We start from the raw sequence: 24,244 nt of genomic DNA, 5'->3' as shown, positions 1-24,244 counted from the left end.
CATCGATCCGTGATGCAATTTCGTTTGATTTTTTGCACGCGGAGTCCGATAAGCCGGCCACCTCAACAATATGTCGGGAGATCGAGGCCATGGCCGCCGAGAAGAACGCCTTCGTGTGGAACGATCCTTTCCTGATCGAGGACCAGCTTTCCGAGGACGAGCGCATGGTGCGCGACGGCGCTGCCGCCTTCGCCGCCGACAAGCTGGCGCCGCGCATCGAGGAAGCCTATGCCGACGAGAAGACCGACCCGTCGATCTTCCGCGAGATGGGCGAAGCGGGCCTGCTCGGCATCACCATTCCGGAAGAATATGGCGGGCTTGGCGCCGGATATGTGACCTACGGGCTGGTGGCGCGGGAAGTTGAACGTATCGATAGCGGCTATCGCTCGATGATGAGCGTGCAGTCCTCGCTGGTCATGTATCCGATCCATGCCTATGGCTCGGAAGCGCAGCGCAAAAAATACCTGCCGAAGCTGGCATCGGGCGAATGGATCGGCTGTTTCGGACTCACCGAGCCGGATGCCGGCTCCGATCCGGGCGGGATGAAGACGCGCGCCGAGAAGACCGCGAACGGCTACAGACTCTCCGGCTCCAAGATGTGGATCTCGAATGCGCCGATCGCGGATGTGTTCGTCGTCTGGGCGAAGCTGAAGGGCGATAGCGGCAAGGATGAGATCCGCGGCTTTGTGCTGGAAAAGGGCATGAAGGGACTGTCAGCCCCGAAGATCGGCGGCAAGTTGTCGTTGCGGGCGTCGATTACCGGCGAGGTGGTGCTGGAAGGCGTGGAAGTCGGTGAAGACGCGTTGCTGCCCAATGCCAAGGGCCTCGGCGGTCCGTTCGGCTGCCTCAACCGGGCTCGCTACGGCATTTCCTGGGGCGCGATGGGCGCGGCCGAGGATTGCTGGCATCGCGCGCGGCAGTATGGCCTGGACAGAAAACAGTTCGGCAAGCCGCTCGCCGGCACGCAGCTGTTCCAGAAGAAGCTCGCGGACATGCAGACCGAGATCGCGCTTGGACTGCAGGGCTCGCTGCGCGTCGGCCGGCTGATGGACGAAGGCAAGATGGCGCCGGAGATGATCTCGATCGTCAAGCGCAACAATTGCGGCAAAGCGCTCGACATCGCCCGCCAGGCCCGCGACATGCATGGCGGCAACGGCATCCAGATCGGCTATCACGTGATGCGCCACGCGCAGAACCTGGAGACGGTCAACACCTATGAGGGCACGCATGACGTGCATGCGCTGATCCTCGGGCGGGCGCAGACGGGGATCCAGGCGTTTTTCTAAGCCGGCAAGGCTGCTTAAATTAGGTGCAGCGCAACATCTCTGCTTGGAGAATGGCCAGCATCTATGTCAGGGTTCGGCGAATTGAAACGCCGAACTCCGGGGCACCATGGCAATTCAGGCAGCCGTTCATCACCTGACCCATTACAAATATGACCGGCCGGTGGTGCTCGGTCCCCAGGTGATCAGGCTGCAGCCGGCGCCGCATTCTCGCACCAAGGTGCTCAGCCATTCGCTGAAGGTCGAGCCGGCAAACCACTTCGTCAACCTGCAGCAGGATCCCTACGGCAACTTCCTCGCCCGCTTCGTCTTCCCGGAGCCGGTGACGGAATTAAAGATCGAGGTCGACCTCGTCGCCGACATGACGGTCTATAACCCGTTCGACTTCTTCGTCGAGGAGAGCGCCGAGACTTTCCCGTTCGACTACCCGGAGGAGATCAGGGAAGACCTCGCCATCTACCGGGCGCCGGAGCCCGCCGGGCCGCTGTTGACGGCATTCCTTCGGACGATCGGCCGCAGCCCGACAAACACCGTCAATTTCCTCGTCGACCTCAATGCAAGGCTGCAGCGCGAGATCGCCTATATCGTGCGCATGGAGACGGGTGTTTATTCGCCCGAGGAGACATTGGCCGCCGGCAAGGGCTCGTGCCGGGATTCGAGCTGGCTGTTGGTGCAGATCCTGCGCAATCTGGGCGTCGCCGCGCGCTTCGTCTCCGGCTATCTGATCCAGTTGAAGCCGGATCTCGTCTCGCTCGACGGACCGCCGGGAACCGCTGTCGACTTCACCGACCTGCATGCCTGGTGCGAGGTCTATATTCCGGGCGCCGGCTGGATCGGCTTCGACCCGACCTCCGGCCTGCTCACCGGCGAAAGCCATGTGCCGCTTGCCGCGACGCCGCATTTCCGCAATGCCGCGCCGATCTCAGGCATGGCGAGCTTCGCCAATGTCGATTTCAACTTCGACATGCGGGTCGACCGCATCGCCGAGCATCCGCGCATCACCAAGCCATTTTCGGACGAAAGTTGGGAGGCGCTCGATCGACTGGGCGAAAAGGTCGACGCGGTGCTGAAAGACGGCGACGTGCGGCTCACCATGGGCGGCGAGCCGACGTTCGTGTCGATCGACGATTTCGAATCCGCGGAATGGAACACGGCGGCCGTCGGTCCGACCAAACGCGACAAGGCGGACCAGCTCATCCGCCGGCTGCGCGAGCGCTTTGCGCCGGGCGGCTTCCTGCATTACGGCCAGGGCAAGTGGTATCCGGGCGAGAGCCTGCCACGCTGGACCTTTTCGCTCTACTGGCGCACCGATGGCGAGCCGATCTGGCGCGATCCGTCGCTGATCGCGCGCGAGACGAGCAGCGCCGCCATCGGACCCGAACAGGCCGAAAGCCTGCTCACGGCGATCGCCGGCGAGCTCGGCATCGACAAGGCGATGGTCGGCGAGGCCTATGAGGATCCGGGCGAGTGGCTGCTCAAGGAAGGCAAGCTGCCGGACAATGTCGATCCGTCCAATTCGAAGCTGGAGGACCCGGAAGAGCGCAGCCGCATGGCGCGCGTGTTCGAGCGCGGCCTGACCAAGCCGTCAGGCTATGTGCTGCCGGTGCAGCGCTGGAACAGCCAGGCCGCTGGACAGCGCTGGCGCTCGGAAAAATGGAAGACCAGGCGCGGGCGCCTGTTTCTGGTGCCGGGCGACTCTCCAGTCGGCTACCGCTTGCCGCTCGGTACGTTGCCCTATGTTCCGCCGGCGCAATTCCCTTACATCGTGCCCGTCGACCCCTCAGTGCCGCGTGGCCCGCTGCCGGCGCGCGCCGAAATCCTGCCGGAAGCTCCGGCCGGCGGCGCGGACGAAACGGCGCGTCAGCAGGCTGAGGCCTCCTTCACTGCCGCCACGGCCCAGCAGGACCGGGTCGAGCAGCGACTGACCGAGATCGGCGGCGCGGTGCGGACCGCACTCACCGTCGAGCCGCGCGACGGCAGGCTCTGCGTGTTCATGCCGCCGGTCGAGGCGCTGGAGGATTATCTCGAACTGGTGGCGGCGGCGGAAAATGCTGCCAAGGCCATCGGGTTGCCGGTGCATATCGAGGGCTATGCTCCGCCGCACGACCCGCGCCTCAACGTCATCCGCGTCGCGCCCGATCCCGGCGTCATCGAGGTGAACATCCATCCGGCCGCCAACTGGCAGGAATGCGTTGCCACCACCACGGCTATCTACGAGGAAGCGCGGCAATCGCGGCTCGGCACCGACAAGTTCATGATCGACGGCCGCCACACCGGCACCGGGGGCGGCAATCATGTCGTGGTCGGCGGCGCGACGCCCAATGACAGCCCGTTCCTGCGCCGGCCAGACCTTCTGAAGAGCCTGGTGCTGCAATGGCAGCGGCATCCGTCCCTGTCCTACCTGTTTTCGGGCCTGTTCATCGGCCCGACCAGCCAGGCGCCGCGCATCGACGAGGCGCGGCACGATTCGCTCTATGAGCTCGAGATCGCGCTGGCGCAGGTGCCGCATCCTGACAAGGGCGAGGCGCCCTTGCCTTGGCTGGTCGACCGGCTGTTCCGCAATCTCTTGACCGACGTGACCGGCAACACGCACCGTTCGGAAATCTGCATCGACAAACTGTTCTCGCCGGATGGCCCGACCGGCCGGCTCGGCCTGGTCGAGTTCCGCGGCTTCGAGATGCCGCCCAATGCGCGCATGAGCCTCGCACAGCAATTGCTGGTGCGCGCGATCATCGCCCGCGCCTGGAGAAACCCGCTCGACGGCCGCTTCGTGCGCTGGGGCACCTCGCTGCACGATCGTTTCATGCTGCCGCACTACGTCTGGGCGGATTTCCTCGACGTGCTGGAGGATATGAAGCTCAACGGCTTCGACTTCCGCCCCGAATGGTTCGCGGCCCAGCTCGAATTCCGTTTCCCGTTCTGCGGCGAGGTCCAACATGCCGGCGTCAAGCTGGAGTTGAGGCAGGCGCTGGAGCCGTGGCATGTGATGGGCGAGCAGGGCGCTATCGGCGGCACGGTCCGCTTCGTCGATTCCTCGGTCGAGCGGCTGCAGGTGCGAACCGAAGGCCTCAATCTGGAGCGTCACGCCATCGTCTGCAACGGCCGCCTCGTGCCGATGAAGGTCGCCGACAATCGCGAGGTCGCGGTGGCCGGCGTTCGCTTCAAGGCCTGGCAGCCGGCGTCGGGCCTGCATCCGGCGCTGCCGGTCAACACGCCGCTGGTCTTCGACATCTATGACCGCTGGTCGGGCCGCTCGGTCGGCGGCTGCGTCTACCATGTCGCGCATCCGGGCGGCCGCAACTACGACACCTTCCCAGTCAACGGCAACGAGGCCGAGGCGCGACGGCTTGCCCGGTTCGAACCGCGCGGCCACACGCCGGGCGGCTATGTGCTGCGTGACGAAGAAGCTGCTGAAGAGTTCCCCATGACCCTTGACCTCAGGCAGCCGGCGAGATTCTGATCGACAATGGCCAAGGGGAATCAGAGACGGGCAGGCGGCAGGCCGCGGGCGCCGAGCCTGCTGGAACGCTACCGACCGATCGAAGGCGTCGTCGACGAGATGGTCGACGCGGCCGGCAGCCCGCGCCCGGCCTGGCGCTCCTTTATCGACGCGCTCGACGATCTCGGGGCGGATCGGCTCGGGCAGCGGTTTGCCCGCGCCGACCAGTATCTGCGCGATGCCGGCGTCTATTACCGTGTCTATGAGCAGGCTGGCGCCAATGAGCGGGAGTGGCCGCTCGCGCATGTCCCGCTGCTGATCGACGAGAAGGAATGGGCCGAGATCAGCGCCGGCCTCGTCCAGCGCGCCGATCTGTTCGAGGCGATCCTGTCCGACATTTACGGGCCGAACCGGTTGGTCGAGAAAGGCATTCTGCCGGCCGGCCTGATTGCAGCCAGCCCGGAATATCTGCGCCCGATAGCCGGCGTCCGGCCGGCCAACGGGCATTTTCTGCATATGGTCGCCTTCGAGCTCGGCCGTGGCCCGGACGGCCGCTGGTGGGTGCTGGGCGATCGCACCCAGGCGCCGTCGGGCGCAGGCTTCGCGCTGGAGAACCGCGTCGCCACAACGCGTGCGCTGTCGGATATCTATGGCGAGATGCATGTGCATCGGCTTGCCAGCTTTTTCCGCCGCTTCCGCGACGCGCTGAACGCTATGGCAAGGGAGTCGGGCGGCCGCGTCGCCATCCTGACGCCGGGACCGCTCAACGAAACCTATTACGAGCACGCCTATATCGCCCGCTATCTGGGCATCATGCTGCTCGAGGGCGAGGACCTGACCGTTTCCGGCGGCAGGCTGATGGTGCGAACCGTTTCCGGCCTGATGCCGATCGGCGTCCTGTGGCGGAGGCTCGATGCCGCTTTCGCCGATCCGCTGGAGCTCAGGCCGGACTCGCAGATCGGCACACCGGGATTGGTCGAGGCAATCCGGCGCGGCTCCGTTTCGGCCGTCAATGCGCTGGGTTCGGGCCTGATGGAGACGCGGGCATTGCTGTCGTTCCTGCCCAAGATCGCGCGAGAACTGCAAGGTGACGATCTCAAGCTGCCGAGCATCGCCACCTGGTGGTGCGGGCAAGAGGCGGAGCGCGCGCATGTGCTGGCCAATATCGACCGCATGGTGGTCGGCCCGGCGCTCTCGACCCGGCTTGCCTTCGAGGACGATGGCGCGACCCGGCTCGGATCGTCCCTTTCGGCCGGCGAGCGGGCCGAGCTCATCGCGCGCATCGAGGCGGACGGCGCCGGCTTCGTCGGCCAGGAAGCCGTGACGCTGTCGACCACGCCGGTGTTCGTCGACGGCTTGCTGGAGCCGCGGCCTGCCAGCCTGCGCGTCTATCTGGCGCGCACGCCGGAAGGCTGGACGGTGATGCCCGGCGGCTTCGCCCGTGTCGGATTTTCGCTCGACCCGACGGCGATTGCCATGCAGCGCGGCGGCCAGGCGGCGGATGTCTGGGTGGTCAGCGACAGGCCGGTCGAGCGCGAGACATTGTTGCCGCAGGAGCATGACGGCTTCACCCGCACCATGCCGGGCAGCCTGCCCAGCCGCGCGGCCGAGAACCTGACCTGGCTCGGACGCTATATCGAGCGCTCCGAAGACACGGTGCGCGTGCTGCGCGCCTATCACGTGCGGCTTGCCGAGACATCCGATCCGGATATGCCGCTGCTTGCCGATATCAGGGACTATCTGGAACCGTTCGGCATCGACGTCGAAACGGCGATACCACCGGGGTTGATCGGCACTTTGGACAGCGCGGTCTACAGCGCCGGCCAGATTCGCGACCGCTTCTCTCCCGATGGCTGGCTGGCGCTGAAGGATCTGTCCAAGACCATCCACAAATTCGCGGAGACGGTCGCGCCCGGAGACGACGCGACGCGGGCGATGACGGTGATGCTGCGCAAGCTTGCCGGCTTTTCCGGCCTGCTGCACGAGAACATGTACCGCTTCACCGGCTGGCGCTTCCTGGAGATCGGCCGCAGGCTGGAACGCGGCATCCAGATCGCGCGCACGCTCAGCCAGCTGACAAGGAATGAGGCGCCGGAAGGGGCGCTGGACATGATGCTGGAGATCGGCGACAGCGTCATGACCCATCGCCGGCAATATCCGGTGCAGGCCGGGCGGCACACGGTTATCGACCTGCTCGCGCTCGACCCGCTCAATCCTCGCTCGATCTTGTTCCAGCTGGAGCGGCTGAAGGCCGAGATCGGCATGCTGCCTTCGATCGGCGGCGAGGGGCACATGTCACCCGCCGCCAAGGAGATCCTGCGGCTCAACACGGCAATAGCCGTCATGGAGCCATCGGACATGAGCGCCAAGGCGCTCGACGACCTCGCCGGCCAGATCGGCGATCTCTACAACAGCCTCTCCAAGGCCTATTTCGGTTAGAGCATTTCCAGCGAAAAGGATCGCCTTCAATGCTCTATCTCTCTGTTTTTGCGCAATTCCGGACGCAAGGCTACGGCGAAGCCGCCGAGCCCAACGGCTGCGCTTTTTTGCTGGAATTGCCCTAATGCTCTACGACATCAAACTCCATTTGCATTACGACTACGCCGCTGCCGCCGGTGGCGGACGGCACCAGGTGCGCGTCATGCCGCAGACGATCGCCGGAGTGCAGCGCGTGATCGCCGCCTCGCTGTCGTTCCAGCCGTCGCCGGCCGAGCGTGCCGATTTTTCCGATTTCTTCGGGAACAACGTCACCTCGATCGCTTTTCGCGACGCGCATGAGACGCTCGACATCCGCATGAGCGCGCGCGTGTCTGTCTCGCGGCCCGAGCCAGGTCTCGATGTCTCGCCCGATATAAGCGGGCTGAGGTCGGAGCTCGATCTGGTACGCTCGCTATTGCCGTCCGCGCCGCATCATTTCCTCGCCGCCAGCGACCATGCCGGCATCGATGCGGCGATCACGGCCTATGCGCGGGAAAGCCTGGCCGGCTCGGCGGTGGCAACGGCGGCCGATCTCTGCAACCGCATCCATCGCGATTTCACCTATGACGGCAAGGCAACCACGGTGCAGACGCGGGCAAGCGACGCCTTCGCGCTGAAACGCGGCGTCTGCCAGGATTTCTCGCATATCATGATCGCCGGCCTGCGCGGGCTTGGCATTCCCGCCGGTTATGTCAGCGGCTTTTTGCGCACGATCCCGCCCAAGGGCAAGCCTCGGCTCGAGGGCGCCGATGCCATGCATGCCTGGGTCAAGGCCTGGTGCGGACGCGATGCCGGCTGGCAGGAGTTCGACCCGACCAACGGCATGCGGGCGAGCAACGACCATATCACGGTTGGCTACGGCCGCGACTATTCCGACGTTGCGCCGATCGTCGGCGTGTTGAAGACCACCGGCGGCCAGGTCGGCGAGCAAGCGGTCGACGTCATTCCGGTCGTCGTCGAAAAGGTGTAACGACAACCCGATTGCCCGTGGGCGCTTCTCAAATGCGCCTGCCGTCGGTATCCTGGGCACGGGATTGATGGGGGCGCGCGCCTGCGTGGGTATGGCGCGCGGAGACAGATTTGGAAGCGGTAAGCGTCATCATACCAGCACATGATGCGGCTCGGACGATTGCCCGGACGCTCGCTTCACTGGTTTCGGAAAAAGAAGTTATCGGCGAGGTGCTGCTGGTTGACGATTCGTCGTCCGACGCCACCGCGGCCGTCGCCTCGGATTTGTCGTTACGGTGCGGGTTGCCGCTGCGCGTCGTCAAATCGAGCTGCCGTGACGCCGGCGGCTCCAGGAATCTGGCTCTGGAGCAGGCCCGCTTTCCATGGATCTATCTGATCGATGCCGACGATATTCATCTCGAAGGCGGCCTGCGCGCACTGCTGGCCAAGGCCGTAGGGGATCGAGGAGCAGACATGGTGGTCGGCGCCTACCGCCGACAGGTCAGCGGCGAGGAGCGGTCGACCAAGCTGCCGGGCGGCTACATGGCAAGCGGACCGGCCAATGCCTGCGCCTATCTCGAAGGGCGGATACGGTCGATCGCAGTCGGCAGCGCTCTGGTGTCGCGGCGGGTTGTCGGCGACACGAGGTTCCCCACCGGGCTCGCCTATGACGAGGACACGCTGTTTTGGGCGCGCCTGATGGCCAAAGCCTCGCTTGCGGTCCTGACACGACCGATCTTCATCTATTTCGTCTCGGCGGAGCGTTCCGACGACCGTTTCACGATCAGGCCCGCCGCTTGCTTTCTCGAATGGCGTCTGGCGCTGCGCCGGCTCCGGTCCTGCGGCATCGCGGAGCGGTCGCTCAAGACCAGGGAAGGCCTCGTCGCCTTGAAGATCGCGCGCGTTCATTATGCGCGTGGTGATTTCGATATGGCGGGAAGATTCCTCAGCGTGGCCGAAGCTGCGCCACGGACGGGCGCGGCTGTCTGGCGGTGCATGCGCTATCGGCTGAAGATCGCGTTGCGGCGCCGGTTCTCGGCGCCGGCCGCCCAATTGCAACGCGCCTGATGGCCGCAAGGCCGGATCTCGCGGTCGTGGTGATTGGTTTGCGGGCACCCGCCTCACTGGCGGCTGCGGTAAGGTCGGTGCTCGACCAGAATGTTCCGCTCGAGATCGTGGTGGTGAATTCCGGCGGCGGCAACGCCATGTCGCTGCTTGCCGATTGCGGCATCGGCGTAACTGTCATCGATGTCGAGGAGCGGTTGTTTGCCGGGGCCGCGCGAAATCGCGGCATCGCTGCAACGCAGGCTCCGTTCATCGCCTTTCTCGCGGATGATTGCCTGGCCTGTCCGCAATGGGCCGAAATCCGGCTGCAGCGTCACCGGGAGGGCGCCGCGGCTGTGGCGAGCGCCGTCCTCAACAGCCATCCGCGCAATCTAGTCGCCTGCGCGGCGCATCTCGTCACCTATATGCGACGCCTGCCCGGTCTCCCGGCCGGGAAGGCGCAGTGCTACGGCGTTTCGTTCGACCGGAAGCTGTTCGAGCGATATGGAGCGTTCGAAGAGGGGCTGAAGTCCGGAGAAGACACCGAATTCATGGCCAGACTGCCGGAGGCTCTGCGGCCGGTCTGGGAACCGAGGGTCCTGACCGTTCACCGCAACGAGATGAGCTTGTCCGGCTTGCTTGCCGACCAGTATCGCCGCGGGCGCCGCTATGGCGCCTATCTCCGGTCCCTCGACACCGGAAAACCGATGCGTCCGTTCCGAAAGGTGTTCCGCGACTGGCGCAATGTAGGCAAGCTGATCAAGGAGGGGTTGTCCGGCAAGGACAGGACCTTCGCAAGGCTGTCGCTGCCGATCGTGTGGCTGGCATTGTTCGCCAAATCGCTGGGGGCGTCCGCCGGCGCCCGGCATGGCGACACGACGGAGGACCGGCGATGATCACCATCGAGATGAAGCCGCCGCGTCGGCGGCGCGGCCGATGGTTTTGGTCACAGCGCAAAATCGTCGCCGTTTTCAGCTACCGCTACGATCAGCATCTCGTGCCCGACCTTATCGCCAATCTCGAGCCTGTCGTCGACGGCTGGATCGCCTATGATGACCGCGCCTCGGAGGGGCTTTTCAGCAGCGAGCCGCAGAGGCGGCGTGCGCTTATCGCCGCGGCCCATGAGGCCGGCGCCGATTGGGTTCTGGCCATGGATCCTGATGAAAGGCTGGAACAAGCCGTTGCCGGCCGGATCGGCCGCCTGACCAGCGGGTCCAGGCGCATCGCCTGGGGGTTCCGCTGTCGGGAACTGTATACGCCGGCCAGCTACAGGATCGACGGTCGCTGGGGCCAGAAGATGCAGCACAGGCTTTTTGCCGCCTATCCCTCTGACCGTTATCGATCGAAAGATCTGCACGGCGCCTGGTTTCCCGACGATATCGGCTTCAGGCTCGAGGATAGCGGTCTCAATCTTTATCATTTGAAGATGATCGAGCCAAAGCGGCGCGCAGCGCGTCGCGACCTCTACAATTGCCTCGACCCGGATCGCCGGCTGCAGCAGATCGGCTACGACTATCTGGCGGACGAGTCGGGAATGGTTCTCGAGGCCGTGCCGGCCGGGCGAGAGTACGTTCCCGCTCATGCCGACGACGGCGGGCTCTGGATGGCGGATCTCTCCGCCATGCGGCGGGACTGAAAGCTGTTTCGGAACCAGCCGCCGGTTACGCGGCTTATCTACGGGAACTTCCGTGGAGCCATCATGCTGCAACAATCGCGATCCTGCGTCGACCGGCCGGCAGGCGAGGACCGAAGCCGGAAAGACGGTGCGCAGGATTCGGCCGAGCGCGCGTCGCTCAGCTATGTCAGCGACACCGATCCCGGCGTCCGACGATTGAGAAAAGGCAAGGGATTTTCCTATGTCGGTCCGAACGGGCGCAAGGTCAGCGCGGAGACACTTGCCCGCATCAAGGCGATCGTCATTCCGCCGGCCTGGACGGATGTATGGATATCACCCGATCCGGACGGCCACATCCAGGCAACAGGCCGGGATCAGCGGGGCCGCAAGCAGTACCGTTATCACCCGCAATGGACCGAGGAACGCGACGGCGTCAAATATTCCAGCCTCGTTGCTTTCGCGCAAAGCCTGCCCACTCTCAGGCGGCAGATCGATGCCGATCTGCGCCGCCACGGGCTGCCGATGGAGCGCGTCGTCGCCTCTGTGGTTTGGTTGCTCGACAACACCATGATCCGCATCGGCAACGCGGCCTATGCGCGCGACAACAAGAGTTTCGGACTGACCACGCTGCGTGACCGCCATGTCGAGATCACGGGCTCCAGCCTGCGCTTCGCCTTCAAGGGCAAGTCGGGCAAGGAATGGAAGCTGAAGCTGGCCGATCGACGGATAGCCAAGGTCGTGCGCGGCGCCCAGGACCTGCCGGGTCAGAAGCTGTTTCAGTATCTCGATGAAGACGGCGACCGGCGGCCGGTGCGCTCGGAGGACGTTAACCGCTATATTCGCGAGGCCTCCGGCGCCGAATTCAGCTCAAGACATTTCCGCACCTGGGGCGGCACCATCCACGCCGCTTCGCTGTTTGCACAGACCGAACTGCCGGAAAGCCAAGCGCTGCGGAAACGGGTGACGAACAGCATCGTCGACAAGGTCGCCGAGCGCTTGGGCAACACCCGTGCCGTCTGTCGCAAATGCTACATCCACCCGCTGGTGTTCGAGGCGTGGAGCAACGGGCGCCTGCTCGACGAAATGGCCGAAGCCAATAAGCACAAGCGCGTCATACCCGGCCTCGACGAGGAAGAAACGCTGGTGCTCAGATGGCTGCAGGCGCGCGGCGCCTGACAGGCGGTTGCGGAGATCGTCAAGTCAGTGATCCCTCGATAAATTTTTTTATCGACCTGGTGTCGGGAAGGGTCCTAGTGTCGCGTCCTTTGATACGGAAAGGACCTGCCATGCTTTACGCCATCCTCTGCTACGCCTCCGAAGACGTCGTCTGCTCCTGGAGCAAGGAACAGGACGACGAGGTCATGGCAAAGCTCCTCAACGTGCAGGACAAATACGCCAAGGTGGGCCGGCTGGGGCCGGTGGCGCGCCTGTTGCCGACGACGGCGGCCACGACGCTGCGAAAGGTCAAGGGGGAATCGATCGTGCTCGACGGCCCATTCGCCGAGACCAAGGAACAATTCCTCGGCTTCTACACGCTCGAATGCAACGATCTCGACGAAGCCGTCGAATTCGCGCGCGAGCTTTCCGAAGTCAATCCGAGCGGCGGTTCCTACGAGATCCGGCCGGTTTCGGTCTTCAATCCGACAAAGGTCGCGGTATGACGGAACTCGCCTGGATAAACGCCGCGATCAGCAATGCCCGCCCGCAGGCGATGGGCGCGCTGCTGCGCTACTTCCGCGACCTCGACGCCGCGGAAGAGGCTTTCCAGGACGCGTGCCTGAGGGCGCTCAACAACTGGCCGAAGAACGGGCCGCCACGCGATCCCGCGGCTTGGCTGATCTTCGTTGGACGCAATAGCGGCATCGACGCCGTGCGCAAGCGCGCCAAGCAGGCGCCGATGCCGGAAGAGGACCAGATTTCCGATCTCGAGGATGCCGAAGGCGATATGGCCGAGCGGCTGGACGGTGCGCATTATCGCGACGATATCCTGCGGCTTCTGTTCATCTGCTGCCATCCGGATTTGCCGGCGACGCAGCAGATCGCGGTGGCGCTGCGCATCGTGTCCGGCCTCACCGTCAAGCAGATCGCGCGCGCCTTTCTCGTCGGCGAGAGCGCCATGGAACAGCGCATCACCCGCGCCAAGGCGCGCATTGCCGATGCCGGCGTGCCGTTCGAGACGCCGGGCGCGGTTGAGCGCTCGGAGCGGCTCGCCGCAGTCTCCGCAATGGTCTATCTGATCTTCAACGAGGGCTATTCGAGCAATGGCGGCGAGGCGCCGGCTCGCGCGCCGCTGTGCGAGGAGGCGATCCGGCTCGCCCGGCTGCTGCTCAGGCTGTTCCAGCAGGAACCTGAAATCATGGGGCTGACGGCGCTGCTGCTTCTCCAGCATGCGCGGGCACCGGCGCGTTTCGACGAAGACGGCGAGATCGTGCTGCTCGAGGACCAGGACCGCTCGCTCTGGAGCCGCAAGATGATCGACGAGGGCTTGGCGCTGGTCGACAAGGCGCTGCGCCACCGCAAGCCCGGCCCTTATCAGGTGCAGGCGGCGATCGCGGCGCTGCATGCGCGGGCGGCGACGGCCGAGGATACCGACTGGACCGAGATCGACCTGCTCTATGGTCTGCTGGAGCAGATGCAGCCGTCGCCGGTGGTAACGCTCAACCGCGCCGTCGCGGTCAGCAAGGTGCGCGGCCCGGAAGCCGCACTTGCCATGATCGAGCCGCTGGAAGAGCGGCTGTCGGGCTATTTCCACTTCTTCGGGCTGAGGGGCGGGCTGCTGATGCAGCTTGGGCGCAACGACGAGGCGCGCATCGCCTTCGACCGCGCCATCGCCCTGGCCAACACCGCGGCCGAGGCGGCGCATATCCGCATGCATATCGACCGGCTGATCAAGGAAAGCACTGAGAAGTCTTCCTTCCAAAAAGCGCGCTGATCCGGCTTCGCCGTCTGGCCCAATTTCGCAATCCGGCCTTGGACCATGCCGGGGTGGCGGTTTTCCCCCGAAACGCGTAATGCCACGCCTTGAAAGCGCCCGGCTGTGCCCTACGGCACGGACGTGGCGCATAGCTTCCACGCCCGCCCTATGAGCGGCGGGATATGAAAGGGACAAAAATGACGTTAGCGAAGGAAACCGCTTCACTTCTTGAGAAACTGGGCGTCGCCGGGGATGCGCTTTCGGGGGGCGACCTGATCGTGCGCAGCCCGGTGACGGGCGAACAGATCGCGGCGCTGAAGTCGATCTCGGCCGCCGACGCCGGCAAGGCCATCGATGCCGCGCACAAGGCCTTCCAGGCCTGGCGGCTGGTGCCGGGGCCAAAGCGCGGCGAGCTGGTGCGCCTGCTCGGCGAGGAGCTGCGCGCGCATAAGGACGAGCTTGGCCGGCTGGTGTCGATCGAGGTCGGCAAGATCCCGTCCGAGGGGCTGGGCGAAGTCCAGGAGATGATCGACATCTGCGATTTCGCCGTCGGCCTTTCCCGGCAACTCTATGGCCTCACCATCGCCACCGAGCGCCCCGGACACCGCATGATGGAGACCTGGCATCCGCTCGGCGTCGTCGGGGTGATCTCGGCCTTCAATTTCCCGGTTGCCGTTTGGTCTTGGAACTCGGCGCTGGCCTTCGTCTGCGGCGACGCGGTGGTGTGGAAACCGTCGGAAAAGACGCCGCTGACGGCGCTTGCCTGCGAGGCGATCTTCAAGCGCGCCGCCAAGCGTTTCGGCACTGATGCGCCGGCAGGGCTGCTGCAGGTGTTGATCGGCGACCGTGCCGCCGGCGAGGTGCTGGTGGATCATCCGAAGGTGCCGCTGGTCTCGGCCACCGGCTCGACCCGCATGGGCCGCGAGGTCGGCCCCAGGCTCGCCAGGCGTTTTGCGCGCGCCGTGCTTGAGCTCGGCGGCAACAATGCCGGCATCGTCACGCCCACCGCCGATCTCGACATGGCGCTGCGGGCGATTGCCTTCGGCGCTATGGGCACGGCCGGCCAGCGTTGTACCACGCTGAGGCGCCTGTTCGTGCATGACAGCGTCTATGATGCGCTCTTGCCGCGGCTGAAGAAGGCTTATGAAACCGTCTCGGTCGGCAATCCGCTGGAGGGCAAGGCGCTGGTCGGTCCGCTGATCGACAAGACGGCCTTCGACAACATGCAGAAGGCGCTGAAGGAAGCGCAAGAGCATGGCGGCAAGGTGACCGGCGGCACGCGCGTCGAGAACGGCCATCCGGACGCCTATTACGTGCATCCGGCACTGGTCGAGATGCCTGCCCAGGTCTCGCCGGTGACGGAAGAGACCTTCGCGCCGATCCTCTATGTGATGAAATACTCCGATTTCGACGAGGCGCTGGAGCAGCACAATGCGGTGGGCGCCGGCCTGTCGTCATCGATCTTCACGCGCGACCTGCAGGAATCGGAGCGTTTCCTTGGCGTCGACGGTTCGGATTGCGGCATCGCCAACGTCAATATCGGCACTTCGGGCGCGGAGATCGGCGGCGCCTTCGGCGGCGAGAAGGAGACGGGCGGCGGCCGCGAGAGCGGCTCGGACGCCTGGAAGGCCTATATGCGCCGCGCCACCAACACGGTGAACTATTCCAAGGCGCTGCCGTTGGCGCAGGGCGTGTCGTTCGACATCGATTGAGGACGAAGCGACGGGTCAGCCCTCACCCGCGAGCTGACCCGGCTCGACTATCGATCGGGCCATGCGGGCGGAAGGCGGTCGATTGCTCAGAAAGCCTTGCCGGTAGCCGGATCGAAGAGGCGGAGCGCGTCCGCATCGAAGACGAACGCGCATGGCTGACCCTTGGCGACGCGGGCGCGCGGCGGCAAGGTCGCCGTCAAGTTCTGCGCGCCGATCCGGGCTGTGGTGACCTGTTCGGGACCGGTCAGTTCGACGACGTCGATCTCGACCGGCAGCGACAGATCGGCGCCGCTGCCCGGCCCCAGCCGGAGCGCTTCCGGCCTCACTCCGGCAATGACCTGAGCACCGTCGCGGCCTGCTTTGGCGTAGCGCGCCGGCAGCGCCAGCCGCGCATCCGTGCCGGCAATGGCGAGCTTGCCGTCTTCGACAAAAGCTTCCAGCATGTTCATCGCAGGCGCGCCGACGAAGCCTGCCACATAGAGTGTCGCCGGATGGTTGTAGATTTCCTCCGGCGTGCCGAGCTGTTCGATGCGGCCGTCGCGCATGACGGCGATGCGGGTCGCCAGCGTCATCGCCTCGATCTGGTCGTGGGTGACGTAGACGACCGTGGTGCGCAGCATCTCATGCAGGCGCTTCAACTCGGTGCGCATCTCGAGCCGCAGCTTGGCGTCGAGATTGGAGAGCGGCTCGTCGAACAGGAAGACCTGCGGCTTGCGCACCAACGCCCGGCCGATGGCGACGCGCTGGCGCTGGCCGCCGGAGAGCTGCCCGGGCTTGCGGTCGAGCAGGTTCTCGATTTGCAAAAGCTTCGCCGCCTCGCGCACCGCCTTGTCGCGCTCGGCGACGGGAACCTTGCGCATCTCCAGCCCGAAGCCGATGTTGCGGCTCACCGTCAGGTTCGGATAGAGCGCGTAGGACTGGAAGACCATGGCGATGTCGCGGTTCTTCGGATGCACGCCAAGCACGGACCGGCCGCCGATCAACACGTCGCCGCTGGTCGCCTCGGCAAGACCAGCGATGATGTTGAGCAAGGTCGACTTGCCACAGCCGGAGGAACCCAGCAGCACCAGGAACTCGCCGTTCTCGAGCGCGATGTCGATGCCTTTCAGCGTTTCGACGCTGCCGTAATTCTTGCGGATATCGCGGATTTCAAGCGCGCTCATGGATGGCTTCCTCGAAGAAAATCGGCCCGCCATAATCGCGGGGCAGGGTGGAAATGGCCCGCGATGCGACCTGAACAGCCGCTGCAAGGCAACGTGCCAGAGCGTGCTCCCGAGCAAGCGCCGCCAGAAAGGCGCCGTTGAAGACATCGCCGGCGCCGATAGTGTCGACGACGTTGACGCGTGGCGCAGTCGCATCGATGATCTGGCCGTCCGGGCCGATAGCGATCGCGCCCTCGGGTCCGCGCTTGACGACCACGGTCGCGGCTTTTTTCATGCCGTCGCGGATCTTGCGTGCCGCGTCCGTGGGATTCTTCAACCCCGCCAGCGTCGTCGTCTCGACCTCGTTGAAGAGCGCAAGCTCGCAACGCGACAGCCAGGCGCGCGCCGCGGCACAATTCTGCGCCGTCCAGCCATCCATCGGCCAGCCGGTGTCGAGCGCGACGGCGATGCGGTGTGCCTCCGCCCAATCGAAAAAAGCCTCGTACTGGCGCGTGAGGTCGTCGGTCAGGAAGGAGCCGCAAAGCAGCGCGTAGCCGCCCGAAAGCCGCTTGCCGTCCAGAACCGAAAGCACGTCGTCGAGATTGAAGCGCGGCAGGTGACCGCGGGTGGTGAAGAAGGTGCGTTCGCCGTCCGGATGGGTCATGCCGACCGACAGCGTCGTGCCCTCCGTGTGGACCGGCCATCTCGCGGCGCGGCCCCCGAATGCCTCGCGCAGCCAGCGCCCGAACTGGTCGTCGCCAAGATTGGCGGCAATCTCGAAATCGATACCCAGCGCCTGCCAGGCAAGCGCCGTGTTACCGGCCTGGCCGCCGACACGCAGGTCGTCGTGGTCGACGACGGTCTCCGTGCCCGCCTTCGGCCATGGCGCGACCGGCCCGACGATCAGGTCGACGTTGACGTTGCCGATCACCGCGAGCGGCCGCATCACTCGCTCCTGGTGATCTTGGTGGTGCGCACCGGCGTTCCGGCATTCTCGACGCGGGAATCGGCGAAGGCGATCATCAGGCTTTGCGCCACCGGCAGCATGGCAAAGATCGCCGCCAGTCCGGACGCGGGCTTGAACCTCAATGTGACGGCGCCTGCGACCGGCGGTTTGCCCGAAGCGTCGAAGACGATCAGCGAGGCCCCGGTCTCGACCACTGAAGTGGCCATGGCGGTGACGAGGTCGGCGGTCGGGTCGTTGCCGCGGAAGAGCACGACGCCAATGCTTGGGCCCAGCATCTCCATCGGCCCGTGGCGCAACTGACCGCCTTCGAGCGAGAAACAAGGCAGGCGCGACAGTTCGGTGAAGCCGAGCGCAAGGGCTTCAGCCACGCCTTGAAGCTTGCGGCCAGAAGTGACGATGGTCGTGACCATCCTGAGCGCCGCGAGCGCGGCATCGATCTCGACCGTCTGGGGCGCCTTGAGCCCGGCGAGCGCGCCGGCGGGATCGTCGCCTAGCGCAGTCAGGATGGCGAGATGCAGGGCGAAGGTCACGGTCAGGCTGCGGGTCGCGGCAAAGGCGAGCTCGCTACCGCCGGCGCCGACGAGGCAAGGCACCGTACGGCCAAGAAACGAGCCGGCCTCGAGCGTCAGACCGAAGGTCTCCGTGCGGTCGCCGGTCTCGGCAAACCAGCGCAAGACCTCGGCGCTTTCGCCGGATTGAGAGGTGACGATCACCGTCTTGCCGGCCAGCGGAAGCGGCTGGCCGAGCTGCTCCGACAGCGGCAGCGCGATGGCGTCGATGCCGTGCGCGCGATAGAGCGGCTCGACTGCGCGGGCGACGGCATGCGAGGCGCCCATGCCGAGCAGGAGGAGCCTGCCGTTCTTGTTGATCGAGGCAGCGATCTCGGCGGCTACTTCTCGATTGCTGGCGAACGAGGCAAGCGCATCCTCATGCTGGCGCGCCATCTCGCGGTCGATGGCGAGGAGGCCTGTCGGCCGTTGTTTGTCTGCGGTCATGATTATCCTTTCACACCGCCGCTGGTGAGGCCCGAGATCAGCGCGCGTTGCATGACGAGGCCGATCAGCACCGGCGGCAAGGCCGCAAGCACGCCGGCGGTGGCGATCAGTCCGTAGTCGGAGACGCGGCCGCCGGCCAGATCGGCGATGGCGACCGTCAGCGTTTTTGCCCGCTGGTCCGAGGTGAAGAGCAGGGCGTAGAAGAACTCGTCCCAGGCAAGCAGCACGGCAAACAGCGCCGATGTCGCCACCACGGGCGCCGCCAGCGGCAAGGTGATGATGCGCCAGGTCTGGAACAGTCCCGCCCCGTCGATCATCGCCGCGGCCTCGATCTCGTGCGGGATGGAATCGAACCCCGATTTCATCAGCCAGGTGGTGAAGGGCGCGAGGATCGTCAGATAGATCAGCGCCAGGCCGAAGACGTTGTTGAGCAGGCCGAGATGGGACAGGCCCATGTAAAGCGGCACGGAGAGCGCCACCGGCGGCAGCATGTAGGTGGCGATCACCATCGAAAGCGACCAGCCGACCGAAGGCGTGCGCGAGACGGCCCAGCCGGCCGGCACGGCAAGGACAATCGCTGCCAGCGTCGCCATGCCGGCGACCTCTAGGCTGTTGCGCAGCGATGCGGTAAAGGCGGCGCCGGCACTGTTCTCGGCCCTCGATAGAAGCTGCGTGTAACGGGAGAAGTCGGCGGCCTGCGGCCACCAGCGCAGCGGCTTGGCGGCGAGGTCGGCGGCCGGCGATATGCTCATGACGAAGAGCCAGGCGAGCGGCGCCAGGACCACCACGGCGAGCAGGATGGCGCAGGCATAGACGAAAGCGGTGAAGACAGGGCTCTTGCGTTCCATCAGGCCGCGCTCCCCGCGGTCTTCTTGACCAGCGTCGCATACGCGACGGCGAGCACGGTGACGAGCAGGGTGACGATCAGCGCCAGCGAGGCGCCGGAGCCTGCGCGCTGGAAGGAGAAGGCTTCCTGGTAGACCAGGATCGACAGCGAGCGCGTGCTGTTGGCCGGGCCGCCGCGCGTCATGACCCAGATGATGTCGAAGACCTTGAAGGCCTCGATGGTGCGCAGCACCAGCGCCACCATCAGCGGGCCTGCAAGATAGGGCAGGATGACGAATCGGAAGCGGTTGAACGGGCCGGCGCCGTCGACAAGCGCCGCAGCGGTGATGTCGCGCGGCACCGCCTGCAGGGCGGCGAGCGCAATCAGCGCGACCAGCGGGAAATTCTTCCAGCAGTCGGCGACGATCAGCGCCGCCAGAGCCGTTCCCGGCTCGCCTAGCCAGGAGCGGTAATCGTCTATGATACGGAGCTGCGTCAGCGCCGCGTTCAGCGCGCCATATTCGGGATTGTAGATCAGCCGCCAGAGCGTTGCGTTGACGACGGTGGGCAGCGCCCAAGGCAGGATCATCAGCCCGCGCAAGACGGCGCGGCCGCGGAATTCCTGATTGAGCAGAAGGGCCGCAAGCACGCCGATCACCATCTCGGCGGCGACCGAGATAACCGCGAACCAGGTGGTGGTCGAGAGCGTGCGGGTGAAGTTCGAGCTGGTCAGCATCTTGGTATAGTTGTCGAAGCCGACGTAGTTGCCCGCCGTGCCGACCAGCTGGGCGTCGGTGAAGGAAAGCCTGACGGTATCGACCAACGGCCAGCCGATGACGGCCACCATGATCATCAGAAGCGGCAGCATCAACAGCCACGCGCGCGTCGTCATCCAGGTGCCCGACATCAGAGCGCCTCTCTCCTGTCATCCGGTCAGAGCGGTTCACCGTTTCACGGAAACGGCGAACCGCTCAATCTCTTTGTTTTGACGCAATTCCGGACGGAAAACCGCTTCACACTTTTCCTGGAAATTGCTCTAGAAATAGCACGGGCGGCGCTCGTGGATGAGGCCGCCCGCGTGGAGGAACGCCAGATCAGAGGCCGCTGTTTTCGGCAGCGGTCTTGAGCGCCTCTTCCGGCGTCGCCTGGCCGAGCAGCGATTCCTGGATCGCCTGCTGCAGCGCCGTCGACAGCTGCTGGTATTTCGGCGTGGTCGGGCGCGGATACATCGCGGCAAGACCGAGCTTGGCGGCGGCGATCAGTTCTTCCTGGCCCTTGGTGACGGCCGGATCGTCATAGGACGAGGCCCAGATCGGCAGCGAGAGCTTGGCATACTGGTTCTGCGTCGCCTGCGAGGTCATGAACTCGATATATTTCCAGGCTTCGTCCGGGTGCTTCGACACCGCCGTGACGCCAAGCCCCATCGAGCCGTTGACGGCCGAGACCTCGCTGGTGCCGGCAACGCCCGGCGCCGGCACGACGCCGACCTTGCCCGCGACCTTGGAGTCCTTCGGATCGTTGGCCATGTTGTACATGTAGGTCCAGTTCAGCGCGAAAGCGGCGTCGCCGTTCTCGAATACCTTGCGCACATCCTCTTCCAGGAATTCCTTGGAGTTCGGATTGGTCAGGCCCGACTTGTAGCTGTCGACCATGTATTTCAGCGCCGAGAGGCCGCCGCCGTTCTGGAAGTCGGGCTTGCCGTCCTTGAGGAAGTCGCCGCCATAGGCACTGACCAGCGTGGTGTAGTCGCAGATGGCGGCTTCGGCCTGCGACCAGCTCCAGGCGATCGGCGTCTTCAGCAAGCCCTTGTCCTGAATGATCTTGGCCTGCTGGCCGAGTTCTTCCCAGGTCTTCGGCGGCGCCTTGATACCTGCCTTTTCCAGGATCTCCTTGTTGTAGAACAGGTATTTGGTGTCGAGAATCCACGGCATGCCATAGTACTTGCCGTCATACTGGACGGTGGTCCAGGCTCCGGGCAGAACGCCCTTCTTCATGTCATCGGTGATCTTCGACGAGACATCGACCAGCACCTTGTTGGTCGCATATTCGGCCGGCCAGATGACGTCGAACAGCACCACGTCATAGCCGCCGCCCGATCCTTGGGCGAGCACGGTCTTGTCGTGCAGGCCTTCATAGGGAACGAATTCGAGATTGACCTTGATGTCCGGATTGGCCTTGGTGAAGGCCTCCGTCATCGAGCGCACGTCGGCCTCGCTATAGGCGGCCTGCGCCATGAAGAGCGCGTTCAAGGTGGTTTCAGCAAAGGCGTGGGGGACGAGCAGCCCGCCAACGAACACCGCGCCCAGAAGTGTCTTACCGATCGATTTCAGCATTTGTCTTTCTCCCATTTTCGACGGCTGCGAGTGGGCGGCCAAGGCTGTGCCGCTTTCTCGAATTCGCATCGCGTCTGACCGGATCCATCCCAACGGCGTGCGGCGGAGCTCGAAAGCTTTTGCCGTCTTTTTTAAAACCGCTGAGGTCTCACCCATTAAGTCAATTCGCTTGACTTAACTAGTCGATCAATCCTTTAATGGAGTCAAGAGGGGAAACGACGGTGGACGACATCAGCCCAATCCGCGCCAAAAGCGGCACCAACCAAGAGGGAACGAGCGCCCATAACCGGCGCGTCATGATAGAGGCGCTGCGGCTCAACGGCGCGCTTTCGCGCGCCGACCTGGCACGGGCGACGCAGCTTACCAAGCAGGCGGTCTCCAATATCGTCGAGGATCTCGAGCGCGATGGCCTGGTCGTGGCGCTGGATGCGGTGCGCAAGGGCAGGGGGCAACCTTTCACGCCCTACCGGCTGGTTCCCGAAGGGGCCTTCGCCATCGGGCTGCAGATCGACCGGCATCTGACGCGCGTGGTGGTGGTCGACCTCGTCGGCAAGGTGATCGCGCGCGCCGAGGCGGGACTGCCGTTCGACGAGCCTTCGGCGGGCGTCAGGATCATCCTCGGCCTGGTCGACCGCGTCAGGCGCGAGCTGGCTTCCTTGTTTGTCCAGTCCGAGCGGCGGCTGGTCGGACTGGGCGTCGCCATGCCGGGACCGTTCGGGCTGAAGAACCCCGACAACAAATGGATGATGCCCGCCTGGCAGCAATATCCGCTGGTGGAGGCGCTTTCGGCCGGCACCGGGCTCGATGTCGGCCTGCAGAACGATGCGGCCGCCTGCGCGACGGCGGAGCGGATCGTCGGCGCGGCGCATGGCGTCGACCACGCCGTCTGCCTTTATGTCGGTTACGGCATAGCCGCCGGGCTGATCCTCAATGGCGAACTCTACAGCGGCGGCAACGGCAATGCGGGCGAGGTCGGCATGGCGCTGCTTTCGCCGGCCGGCCCCGGTTCCACGCCGCTCGAACACCGTGCATCGCTGGCCTCGCTCTATCAGCATCTCGGCCTCGACCCTACCGAGAGGGGGCTTTACGAGACGCTTGGCGCACTGGCGCTTGCGCAAGATCCGCGGGTCATGGGCTGGGTCGAAAGAGCCGCGTCCGACCTGCGCTGGAGCGTGCATCTGATCGAAACGATCTTCGATCCGCAAACCGTCATCCTCACCTCCAGCGCGCCGGAGGCGCTCGCCCGGCTCCTGCTTCGGGCCATGCATCCGCTGCTGCCGTCGATCGCGGATCGCCCGGTCCGGCGCCTGCCACGGCTGCAACTGGGCACCACCGATCCCTGGGCGATCGCGGTCGGCGCCGCGGCAGAGCCGATCAGCCGGGCCTTCGATCCGCGCTTTTCCGCGATCCTGAAGGCCGGATAGAAGCGGTCGGCCCGTCGCCTGCGTCATGCTTGCGGCGAAAGCCGCGTCGATGATGGCGAGCTTGACCGCCTGCGCGGCGCCCGCCAGCGCGGGTACCGGTCTTGGGCGGCGCCGGGCGGAGTCTTGACGGTCAGCGATTCTTCAGAGCCGAGATACAGGCTTCGAAGGCCTCGTCGACGACGGCGAGCTTGGCTGCCTGGACGGCCATGTATTCGTCGAAGAAAGCCCTCGAAACCCACATCACGGAATGGCCGCGCTGGCCGATCCAGCCGATGCTGCCGAGCGCCTCGGCATCATACAGTTTGCGCGCCAGATGGGTGCGTGAGAGCTTCAGCCAGTGGGCGAATTCCCTGACCGAGATGACGCCGGTCGGTATCCTGTCGAGATGGACATCCTCAGGATCGATACCGGACATCAGCCAGTCCATGACGATGCCGCCGTTGTTTAGCCAGATGAACAATGAAAAGGTCTGCCCAGGCTCCCGCACTGCGCCGCTGGCCAGCAATCCATCGGCGATCAGAGGCTGCAGGATGGGCAGCATCTCGGGTCGCTCGAGGAAGTTTTCCAGCCGGTTCGCGCCATCTATGCGGTCGAGCGTTCGCAGATGCGCGTAAATCCAGCCGGTGAAGGTCTCTATCGTGCCCGCCGTGACCCGCAACGGATGGGCGCGGCCATCACCGCTGGCCGAAATATATTCGGCGATGTTGTAGTGCAGCATCTCCTTGACGAAAGCCTCGGCGGTGTTGCGGCTGGCCACGGAATTGCGGCGCACGACCTCGATGAAACGCGCCATCGTCATGTCGGTGCGGCGGTCGTTGGGATCGCGCCGGAAATGCAGAGCCAAGCCGACATGAGCGAGCAGCCAGCGCTGCTGGGTGGCAAACACGGCAGCCAGCCGCGGGCTCGTTTGATAAATATGGATGAGCGCCTTGGACTGTTCCTGGACACCGTGAAGCGCTGCCGGATGACGGGCGATCTCTGCGGCACTCAGCGGCATTTCCTACGGCACTCCATGCGATTCCAAGCAACGACAAATGAAGATTCCCAGTCTTCGCCGGTCGTGTCCAGTTGCCCATTGGAACAACGAACGACCGGGCGGTGAATGCGTTGCTAACTCTTTGCGTC

19 protein-coding genes are annotated in these 24,244 nt (G+C 65.0%); 12 read left to right on the top strand and 7 right to left on the bottom strand.

The features are described 5' to 3' along the window. The first annotated feature begins 89 nt into the window (after positions 1-89). The 11 genes from LB525_RS02750 to LB525_RS02700 all read left to right on the top strand — a co-directional run bounded on the left by LB525_RS02750 (position 90) and on the right by LB525_RS02700 (position 15,433). Positions 90-1,286 carry an acyl-CoA dehydrogenase gene (locus tag LB525_RS02750; RefSeq protein WP_224524402.1) on the top strand — a complete coding sequence of 399 codons (1,197 nt, stop codon included), beginning with the start codon at positions 90-92 and terminating at the stop codon, positions 1,284-1,286. A gap of 106 nt (positions 1,287-1,392) precedes the next feature. After that, positions 1,393-4,743, top strand: coding sequence for a DUF2126 domain-containing protein (locus LB525_RS02745; RefSeq protein WP_224543312.1), 3,351 nt, complete (start codon positions 1,393-1,395; stop codon positions 4,741-4,743). A gap of 6 nt (positions 4,744-4,749) precedes the next feature. Then, positions 4,750-7,161 carry a circularly permuted type 2 ATP-grasp protein gene (locus LB525_RS02740; RefSeq protein WP_224543311.1) on the top strand — a complete coding sequence of 804 codons (2,412 nt, stop codon included), beginning with the start codon at positions 4,750-4,752 and terminating at the stop codon, positions 7,159-7,161. A gap of 124 nt (positions 7,162-7,285) precedes the next feature. Beyond that, entirely contained in the window at positions 7,286-8,170 is an 885-nt protein-coding gene (locus LB525_RS02735; RefSeq protein WP_140842016.1) for a transglutaminase N-terminal domain-containing protein, read from the top strand. A 110-nt stretch (positions 8,171-8,280) separates the two neighbouring features. Continuing rightward, entirely contained in the window at positions 8,281-9,216 is a 936-nt protein-coding gene (locus LB525_RS02730; RefSeq protein WP_224543309.1) for a glycosyltransferase family 2 protein, read from the top strand. Then, positions 9,216-10,088, top strand: coding sequence for a glycosyltransferase family 2 protein (locus tag LB525_RS02725; protein WP_224543308.1), 873 nt, complete (start codon positions 9,216-9,218; stop codon positions 10,086-10,088). The genes LB525_RS02730 and LB525_RS02725 overlap by 1 nt, the downstream gene beginning before the upstream one ends. Beyond that, entirely contained in the window at positions 10,085-10,828 is a 744-nt protein-coding gene (locus tag LB525_RS02720) for a hypothetical protein (protein ID WP_224543306.1), read from the top strand. The genes LB525_RS02725 and LB525_RS02720 overlap by 4 nt, the downstream gene beginning before the upstream one ends. Before the next feature lie 63 nt (positions 10,829-10,891). Beyond that, a complete protein-coding gene (locus LB525_RS02715; RefSeq protein WP_224543304.1) occupies positions 10,892-11,983 on the top strand; it encodes a DNA topoisomerase IB in 1,092 nt (363 codons plus the stop codon). Between the two features lie 110 nt (positions 11,984-12,093). Then, positions 12,094-12,468 (top strand): YciI family protein, encoded by a 375-nt coding sequence (locus LB525_RS02710; RefSeq protein WP_224543302.1) that lies wholly within the window; start codon positions 12,094-12,096, stop codon positions 12,466-12,468. Next, positions 12,465-13,739, top strand: coding sequence for an RNA polymerase sigma factor (locus LB525_RS02705; RefSeq protein ID WP_095766416.1), 1,275 nt, complete (start codon positions 12,465-12,467; stop codon positions 13,737-13,739). The genes LB525_RS02710 and LB525_RS02705 overlap by 4 nt, the downstream gene beginning before the upstream one ends. Before the next feature lie 179 nt (positions 13,740-13,918). Then, positions 13,919-15,433, top strand: coding sequence for an aldehyde dehydrogenase family protein (locus LB525_RS02700; protein WP_224543301.1), 1,515 nt, complete (start codon positions 13,919-13,921; stop codon positions 15,431-15,433). Between the two features lie 86 nt (positions 15,434-15,519). Here the strand turns inward: LB525_RS02700 and LB525_RS02695 are convergent, their stop codons facing one another. From LB525_RS02695 to LB525_RS02670, 6 genes are all read right to left on the bottom strand, one after another. After that, positions 15,520-16,596 (bottom strand): ABC transporter ATP-binding protein, encoded by a 1,077-nt coding sequence (locus tag LB525_RS02695; RefSeq protein WP_095766417.1) that lies wholly within the window; start codon positions 16,594-16,596, stop codon positions 15,520-15,522. After that, on the bottom strand, positions 16,583-17,521 hold the full coding sequence (locus LB525_RS02690) for a PfkB family carbohydrate kinase (RefSeq protein ID WP_224543299.1): 939 nt from the start codon (positions 17,519-17,521) through the stop codon (positions 16,583-16,585). The genes LB525_RS02695 and LB525_RS02690 overlap by 14 nt, the downstream gene beginning before the upstream one ends. After that, positions 17,521-18,537, bottom strand: coding sequence for an SIS domain-containing protein (locus LB525_RS02685; protein ID WP_224543292.1), 1,017 nt, complete (start codon positions 18,535-18,537; stop codon positions 17,521-17,523). The genes LB525_RS02690 and LB525_RS02685 overlap by 1 nt, the downstream gene beginning before the upstream one ends. Positions 18,538-18,539: 2 nt before the next feature. Beyond that, a complete protein-coding gene (locus tag LB525_RS02680) occupies positions 18,540-19,385 on the bottom strand; it encodes a carbohydrate ABC transporter permease (protein WP_224543291.1) in 846 nt (281 codons plus the stop codon). Next, positions 19,385-20,269 (bottom strand): carbohydrate ABC transporter permease, encoded by an 885-nt coding sequence (locus LB525_RS02675; protein ID WP_224543290.1) that lies wholly within the window; start codon positions 20,267-20,269, stop codon positions 19,385-19,387. The genes LB525_RS02680 and LB525_RS02675 overlap by 1 nt, the downstream gene beginning before the upstream one ends. Before the next feature lie 187 nt (positions 20,270-20,456). Beyond that, on the bottom strand, positions 20,457-21,695 hold the full coding sequence (locus LB525_RS02670; protein WP_224543289.1) for an extracellular solute-binding protein: 1,239 nt from the start codon (positions 21,693-21,695) through the stop codon (positions 20,457-20,459). 221 nt (positions 21,696-21,916) lie between these two features. Here LB525_RS02670 and LB525_RS02665 point away from each other — a divergent pair, with 221 nt between their 5' ends. Next, complete coding sequence (locus LB525_RS02665) at positions 21,917-23,119, top strand: ROK family protein (RefSeq protein WP_224543288.1); 1,203 nt, start codon at positions 21,917-21,919, stop codon at positions 23,117-23,119. Between the two features lie 130 nt (positions 23,120-23,249). Here the strand turns inward: LB525_RS02665 and LB525_RS02660 are convergent, their stop codons facing one another. Continuing rightward, positions 23,250-24,116, bottom strand: coding sequence for a hypothetical protein (locus LB525_RS02660; RefSeq protein ID WP_224524437.1), 867 nt, complete (start codon positions 24,114-24,116; stop codon positions 23,250-23,252). Between the last annotated feature and the right edge of the window lie 128 nt (positions 24,117-24,244).

The sequence above is a fragment of the Mesorhizobium sp. CA16 genome (genome assembly GCF_020165175.1).
In the GTDB taxonomy this organism is placed as follows: Bacteria; Pseudomonadota; Alphaproteobacteria; order Rhizobiales; family Rhizobiaceae; genus Mesorhizobium.
The sequence above is the reverse complement of the archived record's forward strand: the minus strand, read 5'-3'. Positions and strand labels throughout refer to the sequence as shown.

Bases quoted from the DNA above. Each gene is read 5' to 3' on its own strand.
- LB525_RS02675 (WP_224543290.1), bottom strand. From the start codon at position 20,269: ATGTCGGGCACCTGGATGACGACGCGCGCGTGGCTGTTGATGCTGCCG.
- LB525_RS02705 (WP_095766416.1), top strand. From the start codon at position 12,465: ATGACGGAACTCGCCTGGATAAACGCCGCGATCAGCAATGCCCGCCCG.
- LB525_RS02695 (WP_095766417.1), bottom strand. From the start codon at position 16,596: ATGAGCGCGCTTGAAATCCGCGATATCCGCAAGAATTACGGCAGCGTC.
- LB525_RS02750 (WP_224524402.1), top strand. From the start codon at position 90: ATGGCCGCCGAGAAGAACGCCTTCGTGTGGAACGATCCTTTCCTGATC.
- LB525_RS02685 (WP_224543292.1), bottom strand. From the start codon at position 18,537: ATGACCGCAGACAAACAACGGCCGACAGGCCTCCTCGCCATCGACCGC.
- LB525_RS02680 (WP_224543291.1), bottom strand. From the start codon at position 19,385: ATGGAACGCAAGAGCCCTGTCTTCACCGCTTTCGTCTATGCCTGCGCC.
- LB525_RS02710 (WP_224543302.1), top strand. From the start codon at position 12,094: ATGCTTTACGCCATCCTCTGCTACGCCTCCGAAGACGTCGTCTGCTCC.
- LB525_RS02700 (WP_224543301.1), top strand. From the start codon at position 13,919: ATGACGTTAGCGAAGGAAACCGCTTCACTTCTTGAGAAACTGGGCGTC.
- LB525_RS02715 (WP_224543304.1), top strand. From the start codon at position 10,892: ATGCTGCAACAATCGCGATCCTGCGTCGACCGGCCGGCAGGCGAGGAC.
- LB525_RS02725 (WP_224543308.1), top strand. From the start codon at position 9,216: ATGGCCGCAAGGCCGGATCTCGCGGTCGTGGTGATTGGTTTGCGGGCA.
- LB525_RS02745 (WP_224543312.1), top strand. From the start codon at position 1,393: ATGGCAATTCAGGCAGCCGTTCATCACCTGACCCATTACAAATATGAC.
- LB525_RS02735 (WP_140842016.1), top strand. From the start codon at position 7,286: ATGCTCTACGACATCAAACTCCATTTGCATTACGACTACGCCGCTGCC.
- LB525_RS02670 (WP_224543289.1), bottom strand. From the start codon at position 21,695: ATGCTGAAATCGATCGGTAAGACACTTCTGGGCGCGGTGTTCGTTGGC.
- LB525_RS02660 (WP_224524437.1), bottom strand. From the start codon at position 24,116: ATGCCGCTGAGTGCCGCAGAGATCGCCCGTCATCCGGCAGCGCTTCAC.
- LB525_RS02740 (WP_224543311.1), top strand. From the start codon at position 4,750: ATGGCCAAGGGGAATCAGAGACGGGCAGGCGGCAGGCCGCGGGCGCCG.
- LB525_RS02690 (WP_224543299.1), bottom strand. From the start codon at position 17,521: ATGCGGCCGCTCGCGGTGATCGGCAACGTCAACGTCGACCTGATCGTC.
- LB525_RS02720 (WP_224543306.1), top strand. From the start codon at position 10,085: ATGATCACCATCGAGATGAAGCCGCCGCGTCGGCGGCGCGGCCGATGG.